Raw genomic sequence first — 21,320 nt, 5'->3', positions numbered from 1 at the left:
AACTAGTTTAATCAACTAGTGCCCGGTTTGCCTGTCACTCGGTCATAGGGGTAACTAGTTTAATCAACTAGTGCCCGGTTTGCCTGTCACTCGGTCAGAGGGGTAACTAGTTTAATCAACTAGTGCCCGGTTTGCCTGTCACTCGGTCAGAGGGGTAACTAGTTTAATCAACTAGTGCCCGGTTTGTCTGTCACTCGGTCAGAGGGGTAATTAGTTTAATCAACTAGTGCCCTGTTTACCTGTCACTCGGTTAGAGGGGTAATTAGCTTATTCAACTAGTGGGTGGTTGGTCTGTCACTCGGTCGGCAGGGTAATGAGATTAACCAACTAGTGTCATGCTACAACTTGCACTGTGTCTGTTTGCGGCAGGGTCTCAAAAAGCAGAAAATTGAATGTTGTTTTAACAGCACCCTTGGATTTTGAATTTGGACATTAGCGGTCAAAATTAGACTTTTAGAGAGCCATATAATTTTACCCAGCTTCTATTTAAATAATGATATACAATAGTGATAAACGGTATGTTCGGAGGTGTGAGGATATGTCAACTTTTCAATATGAAATATTTATTGAAGTCGTAGAAAGCGGCAGTTTTACAAAGACAGGTGAAAAGTTGGGGCTGTCTCAATCAGGTGTTAGCCACAATATTTCAACACTTGAGAAAGAGCTGGGACTTATATTGCTGAACCGTAATCGCAACGGGATTTCTCTTACTGATGCAGGAGAGCGCATGGTTCCTCATATAAGAACGATTCTTTTTCACTCAGAGTTACTACAGCAGGAAGCGACTTTAATGCAAGGGATTCAAGTCGGGAAAATAAAAATTGGCAGCTTCCCAAGCTTTTCGGAGAAGATTCTGCCAACTCATTTGCATGCTTTTCAAAAGATGTACCCAAATATACAATTCAAATTATTTGAAGGCGGATACGAGGATATTAAAAATTGGGTCATTTCAGGAGCTGTAGACATCGGCTTTTTGACTCTGCCTTGCCAGGACCTTGAAACAATTGAATTAGTAAGAGATGCGTTAGTAGCAATTGTTCCTGAACAACACCGATTGAGCTCAATACAAAAACTAAGTTTAAGTACCATTCAAAATGAACCATTTATCATGCCAAAAGATGGATGTGAAGCACTGTTGAAAAATAAGCTAAAACAGGCAGGGATCCAGCCGCTGACAATATTCGAAGTGAAAGATAACCACACGATATTATCAATGGTAAAAGAAGAGCTTGGGATGTCAATCGTTCCTGAAATGATATTACCCTCTCACCTTGATAAGGTAAAGGTAATACCTCTTGAAACAGATGTTTATCGAACAATCGGTCTTGCGATGAAGTCGCGTAAACTTGCTTCGCCTGCTGTAAAGAAATTTATAGAAATGATGAAGGAAGCTTTATAACCTAATAGAACCTCTAAGGCTAATAATAGCTGAACCTCCCACTTTAATGATCGGTCCATCAGCTTCTGGGATGACTGTTACATAAAGAGTGCCTGGCCGTCCGATAGCGTTGCCTTGTGCGATTTTCATCCTTGTTATTTCACTTTGAGAAATGATTCCTTCAGAGAATAAATAACCGGCCAAGGCTCCGTTAGCAGCTCCTGTTACAGGGTCCTCAGGAATGCCTATTGCAGGGGCAAAATCCCTTGTATAGAGATCATGGCCATCTTCTGTATGGAAGGTAAATAGATGCGTCGTGCTGATATTTAATTCTTTATTGAATTTTGCTAAGTCGGCTAGATTCGGAACCGCTTCATTGATTGCTTCAAAATCAGTAACTGGTATAAGTAAATGCCAATTTCCTGTATTCGCAAGCTTGATTGGATAAGTGTAATCAATACTTTCCTCTTTTACCCCTGTCAGCCTGCTAATCTCTTTAACGTTGATTTCAATGCTTTTTATGGAAGGTTTAACTTGAGTCATTTCTACCGATTGAAGTTGCCCATTTTCTTCTGCCCATGCGACTGGAATATTTCCTATATTCGTTTCAAATGTAAGGGGGTTTAATTGATCTTTCAGCCCAAGCTCAGATAAGAGTATCCAAGCCAGACCTACTGTTGCATGACCACAAAAATTGACTTCATGGGTAGGACTGAAGTATTTCACTTTATAGTCAGCATCCTCACTAGTGGACGGAAGCAGGAAAACGGTCTCTGGCAAATTAAGTTCCTTAGCGATTTTTTGCATTTCCCCGAGAGATAAAAGCTCTGCGTCTAATACGACTCCTGCAGTATTTCCTTCAAATTTTGTGGATGTAAAAGCATCAACATAATACACTCGAATATTCTTCATTTTACGAACCCCTTTCACGATTTGGTTTACGCCTTTATCATATTCCGAGAAATAGCATTAGTAAAATGAATCTTTCTTATTAATTAAATTAGAAATACTAATGATTCTTGATTTTATTGGAAAAATCTATTAATCTTGTTTTTCCTTAATTAGGCTAATGTTATAATGGGAGTATTTTCATCATTTAATATTTAGGAGTCTGTATAATATGGGCAGAAAACATCCAAGTAAGGGCCAGTTTCCAAAGATAAACTTAAAGGTAAAGATGATCTTGCTCATCAGCTTGTTGATCATTGGTGTTTGCATCATTTTCGTTGTATTTTTAGAACGTTTTATTTCTGATTTGGTGGAGGATCAAATTTCTAAAAGAGCCATTAGCTTAGCGCATAGTGTAGCTCTTATGCCTGAGATTAAAAATGCATTTGAATTGGATGATCCATCTTCAGTCATTCAAGAAATCGTGGAGCCAATCCAAAAAGAGTCAGGTGCAGAATTTATTGTTGTTGGGAACACGGAAGGCATTAGATACGCCCATCCTAATCCAAGCTTCATCGGAGAGAAGATGGTTGGGGGGGATAATACTCGGGCACTTCAGCACGGAGAATCTTATGTATCTGTACAAGAGGGCACACTCGGTTTATCGATTCGCGGAAAGGTTCCTATCATCTCAGATGGCAGCATCATAGGGGTAGTATCGGTAGGTTTTCTCAATGATAATGTACAATTGATGGTAAAGGATCAAAGTAAATCATTATGGATGACTATAGGTATCATCGTTCTATTAGGGATATCAGGGGCTGTCTTCATCACACATTATATTAAACGGCTATTACATGATATGGAGCCTGAAGAAATCTCTCATTTATACTTTCAGAAGGAGGCTATATTGCAATCAACTCATGAAGGCATTATTGCAGTCGATGACATAGGTGAGATCACGGCAATGAATAAAGCAGCTATGGATATTGTGTTTACTGAAGAAGCTAATAAGCAAAACAATTATATCCGCTCTCCTATTCATGCAGTCATTCCTTCATTAGATATTTTTAAGCATTTGAAGGAGATGGACCGCTTTAATAATCGCGAAATGGTCTTTGGAGAGAATGTGGTATTGGTTAATGGTATGCCAATATTCAGTAATAACCTGTTTACTGGGGTCGTCTTTACATTCCGGAAAAAAACAGAGCTGGAAAAAGTAACAGAGGAGCTTAAGCGGATTAAACAATATGCAAATGCACAAAGAGCATTGACGCATGAGTTCTCTAATAAGCTGCATATCATCCTTGGACTCGTCCAATATGACCGCAAAAATGATGCCATTCAGTTTATAAAAAAAGAAAGCAATCTTCAACAAACCAGGTTAAGTTTTTTGACTGAAAAGGTGGCAGATCCGCTCATCCAAGCTTTACTGCAAGGAAAGTATAATCAAGCAAATGAACTTGGCATTACTATGGATATCCATAAGGACAGCAGAATGGATCATCAGTTTACAAGTTTGAAGCAGGATGCGATTTTAACTGCGCTAGGGAATGTGATTGAAAATGCCTTGGAGTCAGTTAAAGTGAAGGATGAAGGAGAGCGGAGGGTATCTATCTTTTTTACTGACATTGGCGACGATTGTATTTTTGAAGTAAATGATTCTGGATCAGGAGTGGCTGAAGAAAACATTAAACGTATATTTGATCAAGGCTTCTCGACGAAAAAAGGCTACAGCCGCGGGACTGGTTTAGCTTTAACAAGATTGATGGTCAATAAAATGGGCGGCGAGATTATGTTGGAGGATGGAGAGCTCGGAGGGGCTTGTTTTATCATCATCATACCAAAGGATGGAAGGGGATAGCTGTGGAGGGAATCTTTTCTGTACTCATCATTGAGGATGATTTTAGAGTGGCTGATATTAATCGCCAATATGTTGAAAATACTGATGGCTTTATCGTAAAAAAAATAGCTAGTAGTGGGAAAGAGGCCTTGAGTTATTTAGATGCCTGCGAGTGTATTCCAGATATCATTTTATTGGATATTTTTATTCCAGATGTAGAAGGGCTGGATTTATTATGGGACATTCGCCAAACGTATCACCAAGTAGACATCATTATCGTCAGCGCTGAGAAGGAAGCAAAATCTATTCATGCCGCTTTTCGTGGCGGAATATTTGATTATATCGTCAAGCCTGTAGATGATGAGCGCTTTCGCAAGACCCTATTAAAATATAAGGCATACCGAAGCACAGAGGAATCCAAACATGAACTGGAACAGTCAGATATTGATCGTTTAATGACCGATCGCAGTATAAAAGAAGTGACATCCCGTTCAGAGGCTGAGCTTCCAAAGGGGATTGATTCAATCACCTTAGATAAAATCATTCACTTATTCTCAAAGATTGGAAGAGACGGAACAACTGCGATCGAAGTAAGTTCTGATCTAGGAATCAGCCGCTCAACAGCAAGAAGATATTTAGAATATTTGGTTTCCCTGAAAAAAGTTGAAACCAAGCTTATTTATGGAACCGTCGGAAGACCGCAACGTAAATATGTTCGTTGTGAAGCTTATGAACATTATTAATCAAATGAAATTTATTGTTTTTATGCTCACAATATTTAACCCTTTCTTTGTCCGTGATATTTTCATACTAGTCTAAAAAATAATATTTTACACTTAATTGAAAACGCATTCATTAAAGTGTGGAAAATCCGGAAGGGGAAATATATATGAGTTTGAGCTTGATTGGTTTCATAACTATTCTTGTCATTGTCATTCTGCTAATCAGCGGTAAGGTGACTCCTATTGTCGCTATGGTACTGCCTCCAATTGCTGGTGCACTTCTTGCAGGCTACGGGATATCAGAAATTGGCGGTTTCTTTGAAAGCGGTGTTAGTTCGGTTATAAGTGTAGCCATTATGTTTATTTTTGCCATTATATTTTTTGGTATTATGCAAGATGTTGGTTTATTTGATCCTATCATTAACAAAATGGTAGCTATGTCACATGGTAATATTATTACTGTTACTGTAGGTACGGTCATTATTGCCGCTATTGCTCATCTAGATGGATCTGGTGCATCCACCTTCTTATTGACTATCCCAGCACTGTTGCCACTATATAAGCGTTTAAAAATGAACCCTTATTTGCTCTTATTACTGATTGCCGGAAGTGCGAGCATAATGAATATGATTCCTTGGGCCGGGCCTCTTGGCAGAACAGCTTCCGTTCTAGAAATGGATGTAACAGAATTATGGAAGCCTCTTATTCCTATTCAAATCATTGGCCTAGTATTAATGCTGGTTTTAGCGGTATTTTTAGGAATGAGAGAAAAGCGCAGAATCATTAGAACATACGGATCTCTTGAAGCTGCAGCTGCACTAGAAGTAGAAGAAGAATCAGTAACAGTAAATGAAGTGGAGAAAGAAAACCCACTCGCTCGTCCTAAGTTGATATGGGTGAATGGTATCCTGGCATTACTCGTTCTTGGTGTGCTTATTTCTGGTGTTATTCCTGCTGGTTTAGCGTTTATGATTGGTGTAAGCATCGCATTGCCAATTAACTTCAGACAAGTGAAAGATCAGATGGAAAGAATACGTGCTCATGCACCAAGTGCACTTACAATGGCAACCATCATTGTAGCTGCTGGTTTGTTTCTAGGTGTGCTTAATGGAACAGGAATGCTGAACGCAATCGCGAACGATGTTGTCGCTGTTTTACCTGCTGCAATTGGGCCATTTATTCATATTATAGTTGGGCTTCTCGGTGTACCATTTGACTTAGTATTGAGCACAGATGCTTATTACTTTGCATTGATGCCAGTTGTTGATCAAATTGCTGCTTCATATGGCGTCGCTTCTCTATCGACTGCTTATGCGATGATCATAGGTAACATCGTTGGTACTTTTGTCAGTCCTTTAGCACCTGCTGTTTGGCTGGCACTCGGATTGGCTGGTTTGGAAATGGGCCGCCATTTGCGGTATTCGCTTTTCTGGATGTGGGGACTTAGTATTGTTCTCGTTCTTACTGCTGTGTTAATTGGTGTTATTTAACAAGTTAGAATAATCCCTGTATTCTTCTTGGATATAAGAAGATTGAACTAAAACGTTTGCATTCTATATTGACAGATTGATTCATAGTATTGTAGCCTTATAGGTATAACTGAATAGAACCTCACTTTTTCTGGTGAGGTAGAGGCGCGGTATTTAATAGTCTTTAGTGGAGCTTTAAGGAGTGATGATGCTAAGGAGAAGGAAATGTCGCCGAAATATGTAATATTCCTTATCTATTGCATATTGGGTCTGCAGTTAAGAACTGCAGGACTGTCTCAATAAACTGCCCGGTTTATTGAGGGGAACTATCTCAAGCATGGGAAGAAGTAGAGGATTTAGGCTAACTTATAAGTAATAGACCTGAGTTCATCTCAGGTCTTTTTTGTATAATTTTATTTATTTTGAATAATCTTATAAATAAGAAGAATACTAGGGGGAAAATCATATGAAAAAAGGATTATCGATGTTTGCAGTAGTTACATTGGCATCCAGTTTATTTTTAGCTGCATGCGGGACAAGCGATTCAGCCGGGTCAGGAGACTCATCCGGTGAAAGTGATCAATTTAGAATAGGTCTTGAAGCAGGGTATGCACCATTTAACTGGACTCAAATGGATGATGCAAACGCAGGAGTGAAGATTGACGGAAATGCAGAATTCGCCGGCGGATACGATGTAGAGATCGCGAAGAAAATTGCTGAGGGGCTAGGCAAAGAATTAGTTATTGTCAAAACAGAGTGGGACGGTCTTGTACCATCATTAAACTCTGATAAAATTGATGCCATTGTTGCGGGAATGTCACCAACAGCAGAACGTAAAGAATCAATCGATTTCTCAGACAACTATTACAAATCTGACTTGGTCATGGTAGTTAAAAAAGGTGGAGACTTTGAAAATGCCACTTCCATTCAAGATTTCAATGGAGCAAAAGTGACGGCACAATTAAATACCTTCCACTATTCAGTGATTGAGCAGATCGACGGAGTATCGCAACAACCAGCAATGGATAGCTTCCCAGCTATGCGTGTGGCATTAGAATCAGGCATCATTGATGGCTATGTGTCAGAACGCCCTGAAGGTGTCAGTGCTTCAGCTGCCAATGAAAACTTTACAATGGTAGAATTCACAAAAGGATTTGAAACATCCGAAGATGATACAGCGATTGCTGTCGGCCTGAAAAAAGATAGCGATTTGACAGAGAAAATAAATGAAATTTTAGCAGGTATCTCAGAAGAAGAGCGAATCGAAATTATGGATGCTGCCATTGAGAATCAGCCAGCAGCAGAGTAATAATCGATGAGCCGGCTGCATGTCTATGTAGTCGGCTTTATTGTTTAAGGAGGAATAACAATGACCTTAGAATGGATCTTTAGGATCGTTGAACAATATTGGCCAATGTTCTTGCGAGGAGCGGGAGTGACTCTTCTCATCGCCTTGATAGGTACAGTTTTAGGAGGACTCATTGGTTTACTGGCAGGTATCGTTCGAACCATTCCTACTCCAGAGCGCGGATTAAAAAAGATAGGTCTAAAATTAATTAATATTGTTCTATCGATATATATTGAATTTTTCCGCGGCACGCCGATGATTGTGCAAGCAATGGTTATTTTTTATGGTGCGGCATTAGCCTTTGGATATCATATGAATCCGATTATTGCAGGTGTTGTGATTGTATCGATTAACACAGGTGCCTATATGGCGGAAATTGTTCGCGGTGGGATAATTTCAGTGGATAAGGGTCAATACGAAGCTTCACAGGCCATAGGCATGAATCATATTCAAACAATGATGAATGTGGTTTTACCACAAGTCATCCGCAATATCCTGCCGGCAACAGGCAATCAGTTTATTATCAATATCAAAGATACAGCAGTATTAAGTGTCATCTCTATCTCGGAATTATTCTTCGTCACCAAAACGATTGCCGGAAATAACTATCGATATTTTGAAGCCTTCTTCGTCGTGTGTATCCTCTACTTTATCATGACATACACGATCACGCTTATCTTACGTTATGTTGAAAGAAGATTAGATGGTCCTGATAACTATGTAATTGCGGCCAATCCAATGGATACAGCAGAAGACATTAAACGGAAAACTCAAGGGATGTAGCTGTGAATGGAGGGAATATGAATGGAAGCAGTAATTGATATTCAAGGTTTAAGTAAATCCTTTGGCAGCCATGAAGTATTAAAGGATATTAATTTTTCAGTGGATAAAGGGGAAGTTGTAACGATCATCGGTTCCTCTGGCTCAGGTAAATCGACGCTACTCCGTTGTGTCAATTTATTGGAAAAGCCCAGCGGCGGTAAAATCATTTTTAACGGAGAAAATATACTAGATAATAAGCATGATGTTCATCAATACCGCCGAAACCTAGGAATGGTTTTTCAGCAATTTAATTTATTCAATAATCATAATGTGCTGGGAAATTGTGTAGTTGGACAAATGAAAGTCTTAAAGCGTTCAAAGGAAGAAGCCGAAAAAATCGCTTTAAAATATTTGAAAGTTGTCGGTATGGACTCATTCGTAAATGCGAAGCCAAGACAGCTTTCCGGGGGACAGAAGCAACGGGTTGCCATTGCCAGAGCCCTTTCTATGGAGCCTGATGTCATGCTATTCGATGAACCGACTTCTGCACTTGATCCAGAAATGGTAGGCGAAGTACTAAGAGTCATGAAGGAGCTTGCTGGAACAGGGCTCACGATGATGATCGTCACACACGAAATGGAATTTGCCAAAGAAGTATCCGATCGTGTAGTCTTCATGGATAAAGGTGTTATTGCAGAAGAAGGTCCACCGGAGCGGATATTCAACGAGCCAACCCAAGAACGGACGAAGGAATTCTTGAAGAGAACATTAAAGCAATAATTGAAGGAAGCTATCAGCTGGGCTGTTAGCTTTTTTTGATTATTTAGGGTTCTGTGGTGAAACAGCGAAAACGCCGATAAAGTGAAGAAATCGCTGATAAAACGAAATTATCGCCGATATATTGAAAAAATCGCCGATAAAATAGGAAAATCGGCGATATATCAAAAAGGATGGCAATTGGATCGTGTGATTACTAAATAACAGAGGCAATATAAGAAGAAAAAGCGAAAACGCCGATAAAGTGAAGAAATCGCTGATAAAACGAAATTATCGCCGATATATTGAAAAAATCGCCGATAAAATAGGAAAATCGGCGATATCTCAAAAAGGATGGCAATTGGATCGTGTGATTACTAAAAAACAGAGGCAATATAAGAAGATAAAGCGAAGTCGCCGATAAAGTGAAGAAAACGCTGATAAAACGAAATTATCGCCGATATATTGAAAAAATCGCCGATAAAATGGGAAAATCGGCGATATATCAAAAGGGGTGGCAATTGGATCGTGTGATTACTAAAAAACAGAGGCAATATGAAGAAGAAAAAGCGAGAACGCCGATAAAGTGAAGAAAACGCTGATAAAATGAAATTATCGCCGATAAAACAAAAAAAACGCTGAAAAAAATAGAAGAGTCGCCGATATATCAGAATTTATTCCCTATCTTCCCCACAAACAAAAAAACTGTCGAACGCATCGACAGTCTACAGATACTTAAAATTAATTATAAACCTTAGCAGTCTTCATGGCAGGCAAAACCTTTTGATAAATCTTTACAATATCCTCTTTTACGGCTTTTTTAGGGTTGTTGTGCACCGTGCCATGATCATTCATGGCATCTTCAGCAAGCTGTTCAATTTGCTCTTCAGAGAAACCTCTATCCAAATAGCCAAATGAATCAGGAATATCGATAGATTGCAGGAATTCTTGGACAAGCGGGATAAGCGCTTTAGCAGCTTGATTGACGCTTTCAAAATGTAGTTCAGGATCAAGCATTCTTGCAATGTCTGCATATCTTTGAGGTGTGGCAGAGAGATTATGTTCAATGATGTGAGGTAAAAGAATCGCGTTAGCTAAACCATGAGGAACGTTATAGCGTGCTGACATCGGATGAGAGAGAGAATGGACGAGTCCTAGGCCGCCTAGGCTGAATGACATGCCAGCAAATGTGCTTGCCAAATGTACTTGTGCACGTGCTTCAAGATTTCCATCATGTCCATAAGTTTGTGGGAGATTATCCCAAATCATGCGAATCGCTTGAAGGGCAAGTGCATCGGTAAATGGATTGGCAGGTAATGATACATAGGATTCAACCGCATGAACGAAAGCATCCGAACCAGTGGCTGCTACATGCTGTCTAGGAAGCCCAAGAGTAAGAGATGGATCTACAAATACGCTTTTTGGAATGAGATAAGGTGAAGCAAGCACAAGTTTTCTTCCTGCATCTGTATCGGTTATAACGCTTGCAATCGTCACTTCTGATCCCGTACCAATAGTTGTTGGTATCGCAAATAGGAGTGGGAGGATATCTTCAATTGGTTTACCACCTAGACTATAACTTAGTACAAAGCCAGGATGTGTTGCCGCTACTGCCAGTGCTTTTGCATAATCCATCGCACTGCCGCCGCCAAGAGCAACAATCATATCAGCCTGCTCATGCTTAAAGCTTTCAACGCCTGTCATGACTGAATTAGCTGGCGGATTCGGAAGCACGTCAGAAAATACAGCGTAATCAATGCCAGCCTCATCCAAAGAAGATGTAACATTTTCCACTACTCCTGAATCAATTAATCCCTTATCAGTAATAATAAAAGCTTTCTTCTTTCCTGCCTTCTTAATACTGTTTGCCAGCTCTTGCTGAACAATTTGAAAGCCAAATTTCAAATCTGTATCAAGCTTTAAACTAAATGGCGTATTGATTAATGACATTACATACCACTCCCCTTTATTAAAATTTTTCGTACACTTCTAAAGTTAAACGCTTACATGGGAGTATCCTTCCTTTTCAAAAAACTTTTTAAAAATTAATATGAATGTAATCTATGATTATTTAAGATAGATAAAGTGCCAGACCATAACAACAAGAAAAAGGACGAATGAAAAACGGTGATATTGATAAAATGGTTGGTAAGCATGTGAAATAATGTGAGTAGAGAGGACCTGAGAATAATGGCTGATGTAAACCTTTCATTTGATGAAATGTGGGATAGAATCATTGCTTGCGACCGTTCATATGATGGGTTGTTTTTCACTGCAGTGAAAACGACTAAAATATTTTGCAGACCATCGTGCCGATCGCGAAAACCAAAGAAGGTTAATGTAGAATTCTATTTTGAAATGAATGAAGCGGAACAACGAGGCTACCGGCCATGTAAGAGGTGCCAGCCTGAGGTAGAACATTCTCCTAATGTCAGTCTTGTCAAAAGTGTAAAAGCATTTTTGATTAACCATTATAAGCAAAAGCTTATCTTGCAGGATATGGCTGATCACGTAGGTGTAAGCCCTCATTATCTTGACCGTCTCTTCAAAAAAGAAACGAAAGAAACACCGCGATCCTATTTAGAAAGAATAAGAGTGAATAAAGCCATTCAGCTCCTTATAACCACAGAAAGGACCAATCTGGAGATTTGCTATGACGTGGGATTTCAAAGTCCATCTAATTTTTATAAGGTGTTCCGGAGCTTAAAGAATTGCTCTCCAAGTGAATTCCGCAGGCAAAACAAGAATGGAGTATTGGAATGAACAGATATGGTAAGGATGGTGGCACAGTGATCGAATTAGCCGTTCCTTTGGAATTCAGCTTCACTGAGTGTTTAATATTTTTAGAACGATCGGATCAAGAACTGCTTCATCAAACGAGGCAGGGCTATTTATATAAACTGATAAAAATTGGGCAGGAATTAGTCTTACTTAAAATAGGAAGTACGGGTACATCTCTACAAATTGAATTCCCAATAAAGACTCCTTCAAAAGACGCACAAGCCACAGCAATAAAGTACGTAAAAGAGTGGTTTGATTTAGATAAAAATCTTAGGGCTTTTTATGAAACGGCTTCAAAGGATAAAATGTTAAAGAAAGTCGCAGAGGAATATGCCGGTTTGCGAGTGGTGGGCATCCCTGATCTATTTGAGGCTATTACTTGGGCCATAATGGGTCAGCAAATCAATTTGAAATTTGCTTACACTTTAAAACAGAGATTTGTTCAGGAATATGGAGAGCATGTTGATTATGATGGACAGAGCTTTTGGCTTTTCCCTGAATATGAAACGATCGCCGACCTTAGTGTAGAGCATTTAAGAAAGCTGCAGTTTACTACCAGGAAGGCGGAATATATAATTGGAATCGCCCACTCAATGAGGTCAGGTTCTTTATCTAAGAATAAGCTGATACAGATGGAGTCTATTGAGAAGATTCATCGCGGCTTAACCAGCTTAAGGGGAATAGGCGATTGGACAGCAGATTATGTGTTGATGAAATGCTTCCGCCATCAAGACGCCTTTCCTATTGCAGATGTAGGGCTTCATCTTGCTATGCAAAAACAATTAGGGCTTGACCGCAAACCAGCAATAGAGGAAATTAAAGATAGATCAAAAGATTGGATAGGGTGGAGAGGATATGCCACCTTTTATTTATGGAGGTCTTTATACGATGAGTCTAATAAAAGCAGATTATAAATCCCCGGTGGGTATGTTGGAAATTGAAGGGTCAGAAGAAGCAATCTGTTCCATTCTTTTTACGGACCGAGAAATCGTAGAAAATCAATTGACAGAAGATGCACCACAGGTGATGAAAGATTGTATTCAGCAGCTTGATGAATATTTTAAAGGGGAACGTCAGGAGTTTTCATTGCCATATGTACTAAATGGCACTGCATTTCAACAATCCGTGTGGCAAGCATTAACAGAAATTCCTTATGGACAAACAGGATCATATAAAGATATTGCAACAGCCATTAGCAATGAGAGGGCTGTGAGGGCAGTAGGCAGTGCAAACGGGAAAAATAAATTAACTATCATCATACCTTGTCACCGTATTATTGGCACGAATGGTACGTTAACAGGCTATGCAGGTGGCTTGGATAGAAAGAAGTGGCTGTTGGCCCATGAAGGTAAATTTAAAGGGTAAAAAGGAAGCACCTATTCTTTTTTCATAGTATAATATAGCCGTAATGAACCTCAAGAGAGTCAGTGAGACCATTATAAAAATGTACGATAAAGGATGATTGCAATGGGATTTGATTCAAACAGTATTGATGAACTAATCAAAAGTCGTCGTTCAATTAAAAAGTTTAAGCCCGATCCTGTCAGTGTAGATGAAATTGTTGAACTGTTGGAGGTAGCCAAATGGGCACCTAATCATAAGTTGACAGAGCCATGGCGCTTTTTACTATATAGTGGAGATGGTAAGGAGAAATTCATCCAAGCATATAGCCAATCACAAGCATTGAAGGATGGAAGCATACCTGATAAAGCAGAGAAGAAATCAGAATATTTCCGCTCCATTCCTTTGCATCTAGTTGTAGTGATGCCAGAGGATCCGCGTCAGAAAACTTGGGATGAAGATTATGGAGCAGTTAGTGCCCTCATTCAAAATTTCCAGCTTGCTGCATGGGCGCGTGGAATTGGGATGATATGGCGTACAAATGATTGGATTTACAATCCAGTATTTCGTGATGCCATCGGTGTGAAGCCGGGTGAAAAAGTAATAGCTACGCTAATGATTGGTTATGCGGAACATGTACCTGAAGCAAAATCACGTACATCGATTATGGATAAGTTAAAAATTATAAGTGAATAAGTGGGAGAAGAGCTGATTTAAAATGATTAGCTCTTTTCTTTAAACCAATATTGAACCAGGGTGGTGGATGAGATGTTTGGAATTACTAGCTTTTGGCTATTTGTACTGACGTCATTATTAATGAACATGACCCCTGGAACAGATACGATGTATATTGTCAGCAGGAGTATTTCTCAAGGGAAAAAAGCAGGAATATATTCGGTACTTGGAATTTCAAGTGGTTCTCTCATACATACATTTCTTGCTGCGATGGGTTTATCCCTCATTCTTACAACTTCAGTTGCCTTATTTACAACAGTTAAATTAATTGGCGCTGCCTATTTAATCTATCTGGGTGTGCGCATGCTGATACAAAAGAAGAGTAATTTAGAACAGATGGATACACAGTTTTTGTCTTTGAAAAAAATATATTTGCAAGGGCTCATCACAAATGTAACAAATCCAAAGGTAGCATTGTTTTACATTTCCTTTCTGCCGCAGTTTATTTCACTAGATAACGGCTACGGTCCAGTACCGTTTATTTTGTTGGGTCTTACTTTTGTGCTGACTGGGACCACTTGGTGTCTATTAGTTGCCGTTTTCTCATCACTTGCAACGAAAAAACTTAGAAACAATCCGAAAGTAGAATATATTTTAAATAAGGTTACTGGAATCATTTTCATCGGATTAGGAGTCAAGCTTATTCAAACAAAAACACCATAAGACTAATCATATAAACTGTTCCTATCATTTTTTAGCTCAAGTGCCTTCAAAAATTTCCTAGCTATCAGGGCTGCTAGTGATTATTTATAGCTTGCCGTTAGACTTCATTAGTCCGTTCCATTTGAGAGAGGTGGCACGGGACGCGCTGAACCCAATGCATTCACAGTTGCTCCATCCTCTAATATGCTCCATTTTGTGTTTTATACTGACTAGTTATCGTTTTGCTTCCCTCAATAATTATTTATCTATATCGAGGTATAGTTCTTCCAATTTTCCACTGTGATTGAGAAGTGTATTCCAGCCAAATTTAAAATGATGCCATTCACCAAGAACTACACTTTCGGATTGGTCTTTTGTCACTTTAACTTTCCTTCCGTCTAAAACAATGTAAAATTGTCCTTCTTCTTCTAGCAAATGATTTTCTTCTATGATTGTATATCCTTCTGTCTTCATGCCATTGAGATGGTAGTACCCAAATCCAAGAGCGGTTATGAATAGTAGTAATCCAATGAAAAATGTACTTTGTTTCATTCATCTTCTCCCTTTTAAATTGTAATAGAGTAAAAAAAAAGTGGATAATCATATTTGATTGTCCACTATTATTATAGTATAGTTCGCCTGATAGTTTTCTAAAAATTATAACGATTCTTTGATAACCTTCTTATAATACAGAACAGATAGAATCCCGAAGATAGAATATAGAACTGTATATAATACCATGACGATAACCATCGGAGTGAATAGTTCGTTGCCGAAGAAGAACCAGCCGGATTTAACGGCAAAGTAACTGTGAAGCAATCCAAGCAACAGGGGAATGCCAAAGTTGAATAATTGCTTAGCTTGAATCCCTTTTAATAAATCAAACTGGGTAAATCCTAGTTTGCGTAAGATCGTGTAATTGGCTTTTTCCTCTTCACTTTCATCCATTTGCTTGAAGTAAAGAATACAGCCGGAAGTGACAAGGAAGGTTAGGCCTAAGAAGCCTACGATAAACATGGTCAGACCGTAAATCATTTTTTGAGATTGAAGCATATCAATTAATGAATCAGCTTGCATCTTATAGGTTTGTTCATTGAATAGTTTGTTTGCTTTTTCTACTTCTTGTTTTTCTTTAATATCGATTCCGGTGTAAATCATCGATTCGAGCTGAAGTTCAGGGTCAAGATTCTCTTTAACCTTTTGAAATACAGTGTCGTCTACAATCGCTGTTGGTACACCACCTCCAGTGAAATAAAAGGGAATAACTGAGTCTTTATCGATGCCCAAAAAGGTGAGCGGAATCTCCTCGCTTGTTGTTTTGATGGAGATATTACCTGAATCTTTGAATCCCATGAACTGATTAAGCAGATCCGCTAAGCCCATATAAAAGGTTTCATTCGGTTGAAGGTCAATTCCTGGGACACTTTTGTCGCTAATAACAGGGGTTGGCATAGAGGCTGGGTCTAAATTCATTCCTTCTTCTAATTTAGCATCTATGATATCTGTCATATCCAAGTCCGCTTGTACGACCTCAATGGATTTTTCTTTAAAGGCAATCTCGTTTTCATCTAATGCTTGTTTGAATAGTGAACCATCTTCAGTATTTATGAATGAGAAATCAGCAAGAACGGCATCATATGCATTTTTTTCTGCTGAATAATAAGAGATATAGCTGAGTGACAATAACCCGATGGCAAGCGCCGATACGGTTGTGATAATCGTTAATAATAAGGCATTCGATTTCATGCGGAACATGATGGAGGACAGAGATAGTACCTCATTAATATTCAAGTAGCCGCCTTTACTTTTCCTAATCAAATTGGCGATAAAAGTAACTGAACCTCTATAAAATAAATAGGTTCCGATAATGACTGAAGCTAGAATAAAGATCATGGCAATAGACAGCTCTGTTATGGTGACAAAATCTCCGCCAAAGAGTTTGGATGAAACATAATAGCCTATGGCAATCAATAGCATCCCCAAAATCCCGACAAGAATCTCTGCAATCGAGACGCCTTTGACTCTTTCTTCCGAGCTGGATCTGACTCTAAATAATGAAAGAATACTTTGGCTTTTAATAAAGAAGTAGTTCATTGCCATGATCAATAGATAGATAGCTGCGAAAACAAAAAGCGTTTGAATCAGTGCCTCTGAAGAAAATTGCAGCGTAGCGATATCCTCGACACCCGTCACTTTAAACAAAATCATGAGAATTAATTTAGAGGCTGCAAAGCCAACGAAAACCCCGATAATCAAAGAAAAGAAATAAAGCAGGAAATTCTCCGCCGTTAAAATACGAAAGATTCTCCCTTTTGTCATTCCGATTAGTTGAAATAACCCTATTTCCTTACTGCGGCGTTTAATAAATATATTATTGGCGTAGACCAGAAAGACAGAAACAATTCCTACAAGTAGGACGGACGCAGCCTTCATTGCAGCTCCACCCTTAACTGTGCCCTTTGCGGCATCCATCGAAGGATCATATTGCAAGGTGACAAAAGCGAAATAAAGGGCAGCGCTAAAGGCAAGCGCAAAAACATAGAGATAGTAGCTCTTTATGTTTTTCTTTAAGTTGCGGAAAATAAGCTGATTAACGCTCATATTGCACACCGCCTAAGATTCCTTGGGTTTTCATGATGTCCTTAAAGAAATCCTGCCGCCCTTCGTCCCCTTTATTAATTTGCGTATAGATTTGTCCATCTTTAATGAAAATTACGCGGCTGCAATAGCTCGCAGCGACGGGGTCGTGCGTGACCATTATAATCGTTGCTTTTCTTTTTTTATTTAAATCACTGAGTTTATTTAATAAATCTGACGCTGATTTTGAATCGAGCGCACCGGTTGGTTCATCGGCAAAGATGATGCTTGGTTCATGGATGAATGCTCTCGCCGCAGATGTGCGCTGCTTTTGCCCGCCGGAAATCTCATTCGGGTATTTATCTTTTATATCCAAAATGCCTAATTCATTGGCAAGCGATTCGAATCGTTGATTGGCTTCTTTTTTCGATACCTTTGTAATCGACAAGGGCAATAGGATGTTTTCCTTCACAGTGAGTGTATCCAGCAGGTTATAATCTTGGAAAATAAACCCTAGGTAATGTTTGCGGAACTCGGCAAGCTGCTTCTCCTTCATGCCTGTCATTTCCTTGCCTTCTATCGTTATAGAACCTGTACTGACTTTATCAATAGAGGAAAGAACATTGAGCAAAGTTGTTTTCCCAGAGCCGGAAGCACCCATTATGCTCACAAATTCTCCTTGTTCGATTTGAATGTCCAGCCCTTTTAACACTTCTTGTTTATTAAATTTATTTCCATAGCTTTTATGAATTTTACTAGCTTCTAAAATGTTCATAATCAGCTCTCCTTTAAATGTTGATAGTCTAATTGTAAAAGGGTGGCGTTCTTTTATCCCTCGATTGTTCGAACAAATGAGAAGAGCATGTGACGTTTTTGTCACATGCATGTAATCCGTACGAATTCATTTTGCTCAGGAAAGGTTAATGAGAAAGTGGTTCCTCTTGCAAGCTCAGAATCAACGGAAATCTGTATATGAAGTGCATCTGCTGCCTTTTGTGCTAAGTATAAGCCCATCCCAGTTGCCGCATGACCTGTATGGTCTGTGGTCGAAGTAAAGCCGCGATCAAAAATACGCGGCAGGTCCTTGACTGCAATGCCTCGTCCATAATCATTGATGGTAAGGATATTTTTCCCTTCAACTATAGCGCTTTTCACTTCAATATCTGCTGAATCACTGTATTTCACAGCATTAGTCAGCAGTTGTCTGATGATAAATCCGAGCCACTTCGCATCACTTAAAAGCTCATTCTTTTTTAAATCGATGTCAAAGCCAATACCTTTTTCCATACACCAGGGCTGTAACTCGCGAATTTCTTTATAGATTAGTTTATCTAGTTGAATATCTTCTATGTACAAATCATTTTCAATCGAAGGAATTCGGCTTTGGTGAAGCTGCTGATCAAGCAGGAGGTGGACGCGCAGCCACTCGTAAGATAATTGCAATTTCAAAGTGTCTTCTTCTAAGCGCTCAATCTTCAATTGCATCGCAGTTAACGGCGTTTTAACCTCATGAATCCATGAAAGCAAATCGTCCTTTTCTTGTTCAAGTGCCGTTTGCTTTTGATCAATCATGTGGTTGAGCTTCGCCGTTTGGCTATCGAGACTGTCCTCGATGATCTTTTCAAACGGACTGTTTCCAGCTGCGATATTTGTTATATCTAAACTATTCTCCCAATCCTCCAAGCTTTTATAATAGCGTGTTTCCTTTTGATAACGGATGAAAACGAATATGAGAAAAATGATGACAAATAAAAAGGCAATGTACAAAATGGATGATAATGAAATGGTAGCATCAATATAAGCAATGAAGGTCATTAAAACGATCAGAAAGAGAAAGAGGAGAATCCAGCTTAATCTTTCCCTTAGATAGGCTAGCCACATCGCATTATACCTCTTCCAAGGCAATATAGCCTTGGCCAACCTTTGTTTGTATTTGTCCGCCCAAGCCGATATCATCCAGTCGTTTACGGAGGCGATTGACGTTCACTGTTAGGGTGTTGTCACTGACAAAGCGCTCATCATCCCATAAGCTTTTGATCAGTTCGTTCCTTCCGATGATTTTATTTTTCTGCTCCAGCAGCTTCTTTAAAATAAACATTTCATTTTTTGTTAGCTCAATCGATCCGTTAGCATTTGAAATCGTATATTTTTCATAATCTACGGTTGCCTCGCACCATGTCTGCAAATTTGGCTGTTCAGCACCGTAATTATAGACGCGCCGCAGTAATGCCTGCACCTTGGCGATGAGCACATCAAAGTGAAACGGCTTTTGGACAAAATCGTCTGCCCCAAGCTGCATCGACATGACCATATCGGTTGGATGATCCCTGGAGGAGAGAAAGATAATTGGAACATTCGAATGTGAGCGGATTAATCGGCACCAATGAAAACCGTCAAACTTCGGCAATTGAATATCAATAATCACTAAATCAGGCTTCACATCTGCAAATGTTTGCATAACTTGTGAGAAATCATCAATTCCGAATACTTCATAAGACCATTGTGATAGTCTTTCCTTTATTTCATTAAACAGGGTTACATCATCTTCGATTAAGAGAATTTTAAACAAAAGCTACACCACACTTGTATTAACTATTTTGTGATAATTGTATAGGAATTCCAATTTTTATGCCATAGGAGCTGAAATGCTATAATTTATTGTTTCCAATGAAGAGGGATCTTAAGAAGAATCTAAAAATAGGCTGTTTAGATGTCTGGAATATGATATCTAAACAGCCTATTTTGTTGTGCATTTATTTACTAGTTATCGCTTCCACCGTTGTAGCAACCTTTGCTACAACAATTTGGCTGCTGATCATTGGCGATTCTTTCTTTTCTTCACCTGGAGCAGGGTCAGGACGTTGATGCGCATGTTTGAAGATATCGCTGTTTTTCCATGCTTCGAAGCTATCTAAATCCTCCCAATACATGTTCACGCTTAGTTCATCATAGTCAGTGAGGTTTTGTGTAATCGCTGTTTCTACTTTTACAAACCCCTTCATTTCTTGGAGCGGGCCGGGCTTTGTGAAGTTTGGGGCCATTCTTTCTGCAAAGCCAGGTTTCATTTTGATTCTATTCGTAACAATATACATAGAAACTCCTCCTTTGTTTACTAACCTATCACTCGTTTTCATTTTTATTATATACTTTCTTAGCATTTTTCGAAGGTAATTTGCTTGTATTGTATGTTAACAGGTACAGTTGTTAACTGTGCTGGCGGAGAAATCTATATATAATACTTTAAAGGCAGGACAAAAAGCCGAGCATCATTTTTTGTTCTGCTTTTTTTTATTATGATCAAGCAATGTCATTTTACCAAAGCGAACCCCACCTTTTCTTTGGTAAAATGAAGATGGAGGTTGATCGGTGATGAAAGAAACAATTATTATAGATGAGATGATGCAGAAGTTGATGTCTAACCAGCTGACTCCCGGGGAAAAGCTTCCTTCTGAAAATGAGTTAGCTGAGAAATATGATGTTCCAAGAATGACTGTAAGGAAAGCATTGACGAAATTGGAGGAAAGAGGCTATGTCTATACAAAAAAAGGCAAGGGCCGCTATGTTCAGGATAAATCTGGGCAAATCCAGCTGCATTTAACAGGTAAGGAAAGCTTCACTGATAAAATGCTTGCTTCCGGATATGATTTAAGAACAGAAAACGTGTTTTGTCAAAAGGAGCCAAAGTCATCGCGTATGTATAAACGTCTTCATGCTGATGTGAATACTGCGGTTTATAAGATCTCCAGAGTTCGTTATATTGATGGTGCTCCCATCGCCATACATCATTCCTTCCTAAGCGAGTCAGTATTCCCCAAAATAGGGGTGGATGGACCAAATCTCACTTCGTTATTCGCCTATTATCGCGATAAAGGCTATCAGGATTTTACAAGCACTCAGGCGTTATTGAGCGTTGTTTTTCCGACACTGGAAGAACAGCAGCAGCTTGCATGCAATAATATGACACCGCTCATTATGGTTGAAAGTGATTGTGTCGATCAAGTTTCTGATAAAGTACTGGAATATACAAAAATTGTATATCGAAGTGATAAATTCAAATATGATATCACAATGAAATAAA

At 39.0% G+C, this 21,320-nt stretch carries 22 protein-coding genes and 1 riboswitch; of the genes, 14 read left to right on the top strand and 8 right to left on the bottom strand.

Annotation, left to right across the window (positions count from 1 at the left end; all coding sequences use genetic code 11):
- The first annotated feature begins 538 nt into the window (after positions 1–538).
- The gene (locus J2S17_RS18180; RefSeq protein ID WP_307477192.1) at positions 539–1,399 is read left to right on the top strand and encodes a LysR family transcriptional regulator; all 861 of its coding nucleotides are present in this window, start codon (positions 539–541) and stop codon (positions 1,397–1,399) included.
- Here J2S17_RS18180 and J2S17_RS18175 read toward each other — a convergent pair.
- On the bottom strand, positions 1,394–2,290 hold the full coding sequence (locus J2S17_RS18175) for a PhzF family phenazine biosynthesis protein (protein ID WP_307477191.1): 897 nt from the start codon (positions 2,288–2,290) through the stop codon (positions 1,394–1,396). The two genes, J2S17_RS18180 and J2S17_RS18175, sit on opposite strands and share 6 nt — an antisense overlap.
- 208 nt (positions 2,291–2,498) lie before the next feature.
- Here J2S17_RS18175 and J2S17_RS18170 point away from each other — a divergent pair, with 208 nt between their 5' ends.
- The 7 genes from J2S17_RS18170 (at position 2,499) to J2S17_RS18140 (ending at position 9,756) form a co-directional block, all read left to right on the top strand.
- Positions 2,499–4,130 carry an ATP-binding protein gene (locus tag J2S17_RS18170; RefSeq protein ID WP_307477190.1) on the top strand — a complete coding sequence of 544 codons (1,632 nt, stop codon included), beginning with the start codon at positions 2,499–2,501 and terminating at the stop codon, positions 4,128–4,130.
- Positions 4,131–4,132: 2 nt separating this feature from the next.
- Positions 4,133–4,852: a response regulator gene (locus J2S17_RS18165; RefSeq protein ID WP_307477189.1), complete on the top strand. Its 720-nt coding sequence runs from the start codon at positions 4,133–4,135 to the stop codon at positions 4,850–4,852.
- A 146-nt stretch (positions 4,853–4,998) separates the two neighbouring features.
- Positions 4,999–6,321 carry a CitMHS family transporter gene (locus J2S17_RS18160; RefSeq protein ID WP_307477188.1) on the top strand — a complete coding sequence of 441 codons (1,323 nt, stop codon included), beginning with the start codon at positions 4,999–5,001 and terminating at the stop codon, positions 6,319–6,321.
- A 131-nt stretch (positions 6,322–6,452) separates the two neighbouring features.
- A riboswitch (Lysine riboswitch) is annotated at positions 6,453–6,637 on the top strand.
- 129 nt (positions 6,638–6,766) lie between these two features.
- Positions 6,767–7,609: a transporter substrate-binding domain-containing protein gene (locus tag J2S17_RS18155; RefSeq protein ID WP_307477187.1), complete on the top strand. Its 843-nt coding sequence runs from the start codon at positions 6,767–6,769 to the stop codon at positions 7,607–7,609.
- Between the two features lie 60 nt (positions 7,610–7,669).
- Positions 7,670–8,431 carry an amino acid ABC transporter permease gene (locus tag J2S17_RS18150; RefSeq protein ID WP_307477186.1) on the top strand — a complete coding sequence of 254 codons (762 nt, stop codon included), beginning with the start codon at positions 7,670–7,672 and terminating at the stop codon, positions 8,429–8,431.
- 21 nt (positions 8,432–8,452) lie between these two features.
- A complete protein-coding gene (locus J2S17_RS18145; RefSeq protein WP_307477185.1) occupies positions 8,453–9,190 on the top strand; it encodes an amino acid ABC transporter ATP-binding protein in 738 nt (245 codons plus the stop codon).
- A gap of 401 nt (positions 9,191–9,591) precedes the next feature.
- Positions 9,592–9,756 carry a hypothetical protein gene (locus J2S17_RS18140; protein WP_307477184.1) on the top strand — a complete coding sequence of 55 codons (165 nt, stop codon included), beginning with the start codon at positions 9,592–9,594 and terminating at the stop codon, positions 9,754–9,756.
- Between the two features lie 151 nt (positions 9,757–9,907).
- On the opposite strand, the gene J2S17_RS18135 is transcribed toward J2S17_RS18140, so the two are convergent.
- Entirely contained in the window at positions 9,908–11,116 is a 1,209-nt protein-coding gene (locus tag J2S17_RS18135) for an iron-containing alcohol dehydrogenase family protein (RefSeq protein WP_307477183.1), read from the bottom strand.
- 240 nt (positions 11,117–11,356) lie between these two features.
- Here J2S17_RS18135 and J2S17_RS18130 point away from each other — a divergent pair, with 240 nt between their 5' ends.
- The 5 genes from J2S17_RS18130 (at position 11,357) to J2S17_RS18110 (ending at position 14,686) form a co-directional block, all read left to right on the top strand.
- On the top strand, positions 11,357–11,929 hold the full coding sequence (locus tag J2S17_RS18130; protein WP_307477182.1) for a bifunctional transcriptional activator/DNA repair enzyme AdaA: 573 nt from the start codon (positions 11,357–11,359) through the stop codon (positions 11,927–11,929).
- Positions 11,926–12,861, top strand: a complete 936-nt coding sequence (locus J2S17_RS18125; protein ID WP_307477181.1) for a DNA-3-methyladenine glycosylase family protein — start codon at positions 11,926–11,928, stop codon at positions 12,859–12,861. Before J2S17_RS18130 ends, J2S17_RS18125 begins: the two co-directional genes overlap by 4 nt.
- Positions 12,836–13,312, top strand: coding sequence for a methylated-DNA--[protein]-cysteine S-methyltransferase (locus J2S17_RS18120; protein ID WP_307477180.1), 477 nt, complete (start codon positions 12,836–12,838; stop codon positions 13,310–13,312). Before J2S17_RS18125 ends, J2S17_RS18120 begins: the two co-directional genes overlap by 26 nt.
- Before the next feature lie 102 nt (positions 13,313–13,414).
- On the top strand, positions 13,415–13,984 hold the full coding sequence (locus tag J2S17_RS18115) for a nitroreductase family protein (RefSeq protein WP_307477179.1): 570 nt from the start codon (positions 13,415–13,417) through the stop codon (positions 13,982–13,984).
- A gap of 72 nt (positions 13,985–14,056) precedes the next feature.
- Positions 14,057–14,686 (top strand): LysE family translocator, encoded by a 630-nt coding sequence (locus J2S17_RS18110; RefSeq protein WP_307477178.1) that lies wholly within the window; start codon positions 14,057–14,059, stop codon positions 14,684–14,686.
- Between the two features lie 237 nt (positions 14,687–14,923).
- On the opposite strand, the gene J2S17_RS18105 is transcribed toward J2S17_RS18110, so the two are convergent.
- The 6 genes from J2S17_RS18105 to J2S17_RS18080 all read right to left on the bottom strand — a co-directional run bounded on the left by J2S17_RS18105 (position 14,924) and on the right by J2S17_RS18080 (position 20,334).
- Positions 14,924–15,217, bottom strand: a complete 294-nt coding sequence (locus tag J2S17_RS18105; RefSeq protein ID WP_307477177.1) for a hypothetical protein — start codon at positions 15,215–15,217, stop codon at positions 14,924–14,926.
- Positions 15,218–15,322: 105 nt separating this feature from the next.
- Entirely contained in the window at positions 15,323–17,266 is a 1,944-nt protein-coding gene (locus J2S17_RS18100; protein ID WP_307477176.1) for an FtsX-like permease family protein, read from the bottom strand.
- Entirely contained in the window at positions 17,256–18,017 is a 762-nt protein-coding gene (locus tag J2S17_RS18095) for an ABC transporter ATP-binding protein (RefSeq protein ID WP_307477175.1), read from the bottom strand. The genes J2S17_RS18100 and J2S17_RS18095 overlap by 11 nt, the downstream gene beginning before the upstream one ends.
- A 101-nt stretch (positions 18,018–18,118) precedes the next feature.
- The gene (locus J2S17_RS18090) at positions 18,119–19,123 is read right to left on the bottom strand and encodes a sensor histidine kinase (protein ID WP_307477174.1); all 1,005 of its coding nucleotides are present in this window, start codon (positions 19,121–19,123) and stop codon (positions 18,119–18,121) included.
- Positions 19,124–19,127: 4 nt separating this feature from the next.
- Positions 19,128–19,811, bottom strand: coding sequence for a response regulator transcription factor (locus J2S17_RS18085; RefSeq protein WP_307477173.1), 684 nt, complete (start codon positions 19,809–19,811; stop codon positions 19,128–19,130).
- Between the two features lie 184 nt (positions 19,812–19,995).
- Positions 19,996–20,334 carry a heme oxygenase gene (locus tag J2S17_RS18080; protein WP_307477172.1) on the bottom strand — a complete coding sequence of 113 codons (339 nt, stop codon included), beginning with the start codon at positions 20,332–20,334 and terminating at the stop codon, positions 19,996–19,998.
- 277 nt (positions 20,335–20,611) lie between these two features.
- Between J2S17_RS18080 and J2S17_RS18075 the strand changes: the two genes are divergently transcribed.
- Positions 20,612–21,319: a GntR family transcriptional regulator gene (locus J2S17_RS18075; RefSeq protein ID WP_307477197.1), complete on the top strand. Its 708-nt coding sequence runs from the start codon at positions 20,612–20,614 to the stop codon at positions 21,317–21,319.
- Position 21,320: the final 1 nt, after the last annotated feature.

This window comes from Cytobacillus purgationiresistens, assembly GCF_030813235.1.
GTDB lineage: Bacteria > Bacillota > Bacilli > Bacillales > Cytobacillaceae > Cytobacillus > Cytobacillus purgationiresistens.
Note: the sequence above shows the minus strand (reverse complement) of the source record. Positions and strands in the feature narration are given on the sequence as shown.

Excerpts from the sequence above, each read along its gene's own strand:
- J2S17_RS18180 (WP_307477192.1), top strand. The coding sequence starts at position 539 with ATGTCAACTTTTCAATATGAAATATTTATTGAAGTCGTAGAAAGCGGC.
- J2S17_RS18175 (WP_307477191.1), bottom strand. The coding sequence starts at position 2,290 with ATGAAGAATATTCGAGTGTATTATGTTGATGCTTTTACATCCACAAAA.
- J2S17_RS18170 (WP_307477190.1), top strand. The coding sequence starts at position 2,499 with ATGGGCAGAAAACATCCAAGTAAGGGCCAGTTTCCAAAGATAAACTTA.
- J2S17_RS18160 (WP_307477188.1), top strand. The coding sequence starts at position 4,999 with ATGAGTTTGAGCTTGATTGGTTTCATAACTATTCTTGTCATTGTCATT.
- J2S17_RS18155 (WP_307477187.1), top strand. The coding sequence starts at position 6,767 with ATGAAAAAAGGATTATCGATGTTTGCAGTAGTTACATTGGCATCCAGT.
- J2S17_RS18150 (WP_307477186.1), top strand. The coding sequence starts at position 7,670 with ATGACCTTAGAATGGATCTTTAGGATCGTTGAACAATATTGGCCAATG.
- J2S17_RS18145 (WP_307477185.1), top strand. The coding sequence starts at position 8,453 with ATGGAAGCAGTAATTGATATTCAAGGTTTAAGTAAATCCTTTGGCAGC.
- J2S17_RS18135 (WP_307477183.1), bottom strand. The coding sequence starts at position 11,116 with ATGTCATTAATCAATACGCCATTTAGTTTAAAGCTTGATACAGATTTG.
- J2S17_RS18130 (WP_307477182.1), top strand. The coding sequence starts at position 11,357 with ATGGCTGATGTAAACCTTTCATTTGATGAAATGTGGGATAGAATCATT.
- J2S17_RS18125 (WP_307477181.1), top strand. The coding sequence starts at position 11,926 with ATGAACAGATATGGTAAGGATGGTGGCACAGTGATCGAATTAGCCGTT.
- J2S17_RS18120 (WP_307477180.1), top strand. The coding sequence starts at position 12,836 with ATGAGTCTAATAAAAGCAGATTATAAATCCCCGGTGGGTATGTTGGAA.
- J2S17_RS18115 (WP_307477179.1), top strand. The coding sequence starts at position 13,415 with ATGGGATTTGATTCAAACAGTATTGATGAACTAATCAAAAGTCGTCGT.
- J2S17_RS18110 (WP_307477178.1), top strand. The coding sequence starts at position 14,057 with ATGTTTGGAATTACTAGCTTTTGGCTATTTGTACTGACGTCATTATTA.
- J2S17_RS18105 (WP_307477177.1), bottom strand. The coding sequence starts at position 15,217 with ATGAAACAAAGTACATTTTTCATTGGATTACTACTATTCATAACCGCT.
- J2S17_RS18100 (WP_307477176.1), bottom strand. The coding sequence starts at position 17,266 with ATGAGCGTTAATCAGCTTATTTTCCGCAACTTAAAGAAAAACATAAAG.
- J2S17_RS18095 (WP_307477175.1), bottom strand. The coding sequence starts at position 18,017 with ATGAACATTTTAGAAGCTAGTAAAATTCATAAAAGCTATGGAAATAAA.
- J2S17_RS18090 (WP_307477174.1), bottom strand. The coding sequence starts at position 19,123 with ATGTGGCTAGCCTATCTAAGGGAAAGATTAAGCTGGATTCTCCTCTTT.
- J2S17_RS18080 (WP_307477172.1), bottom strand. The coding sequence starts at position 20,334 with ATGTATATTGTTACGAATAGAATCAAAATGAAACCTGGCTTTGCAGAA.
- J2S17_RS18075 (WP_307477197.1), top strand. The coding sequence starts at position 20,612 with ATGAAAGAAACAATTATTATAGATGAGATGATGCAGAAGTTGATGTCT.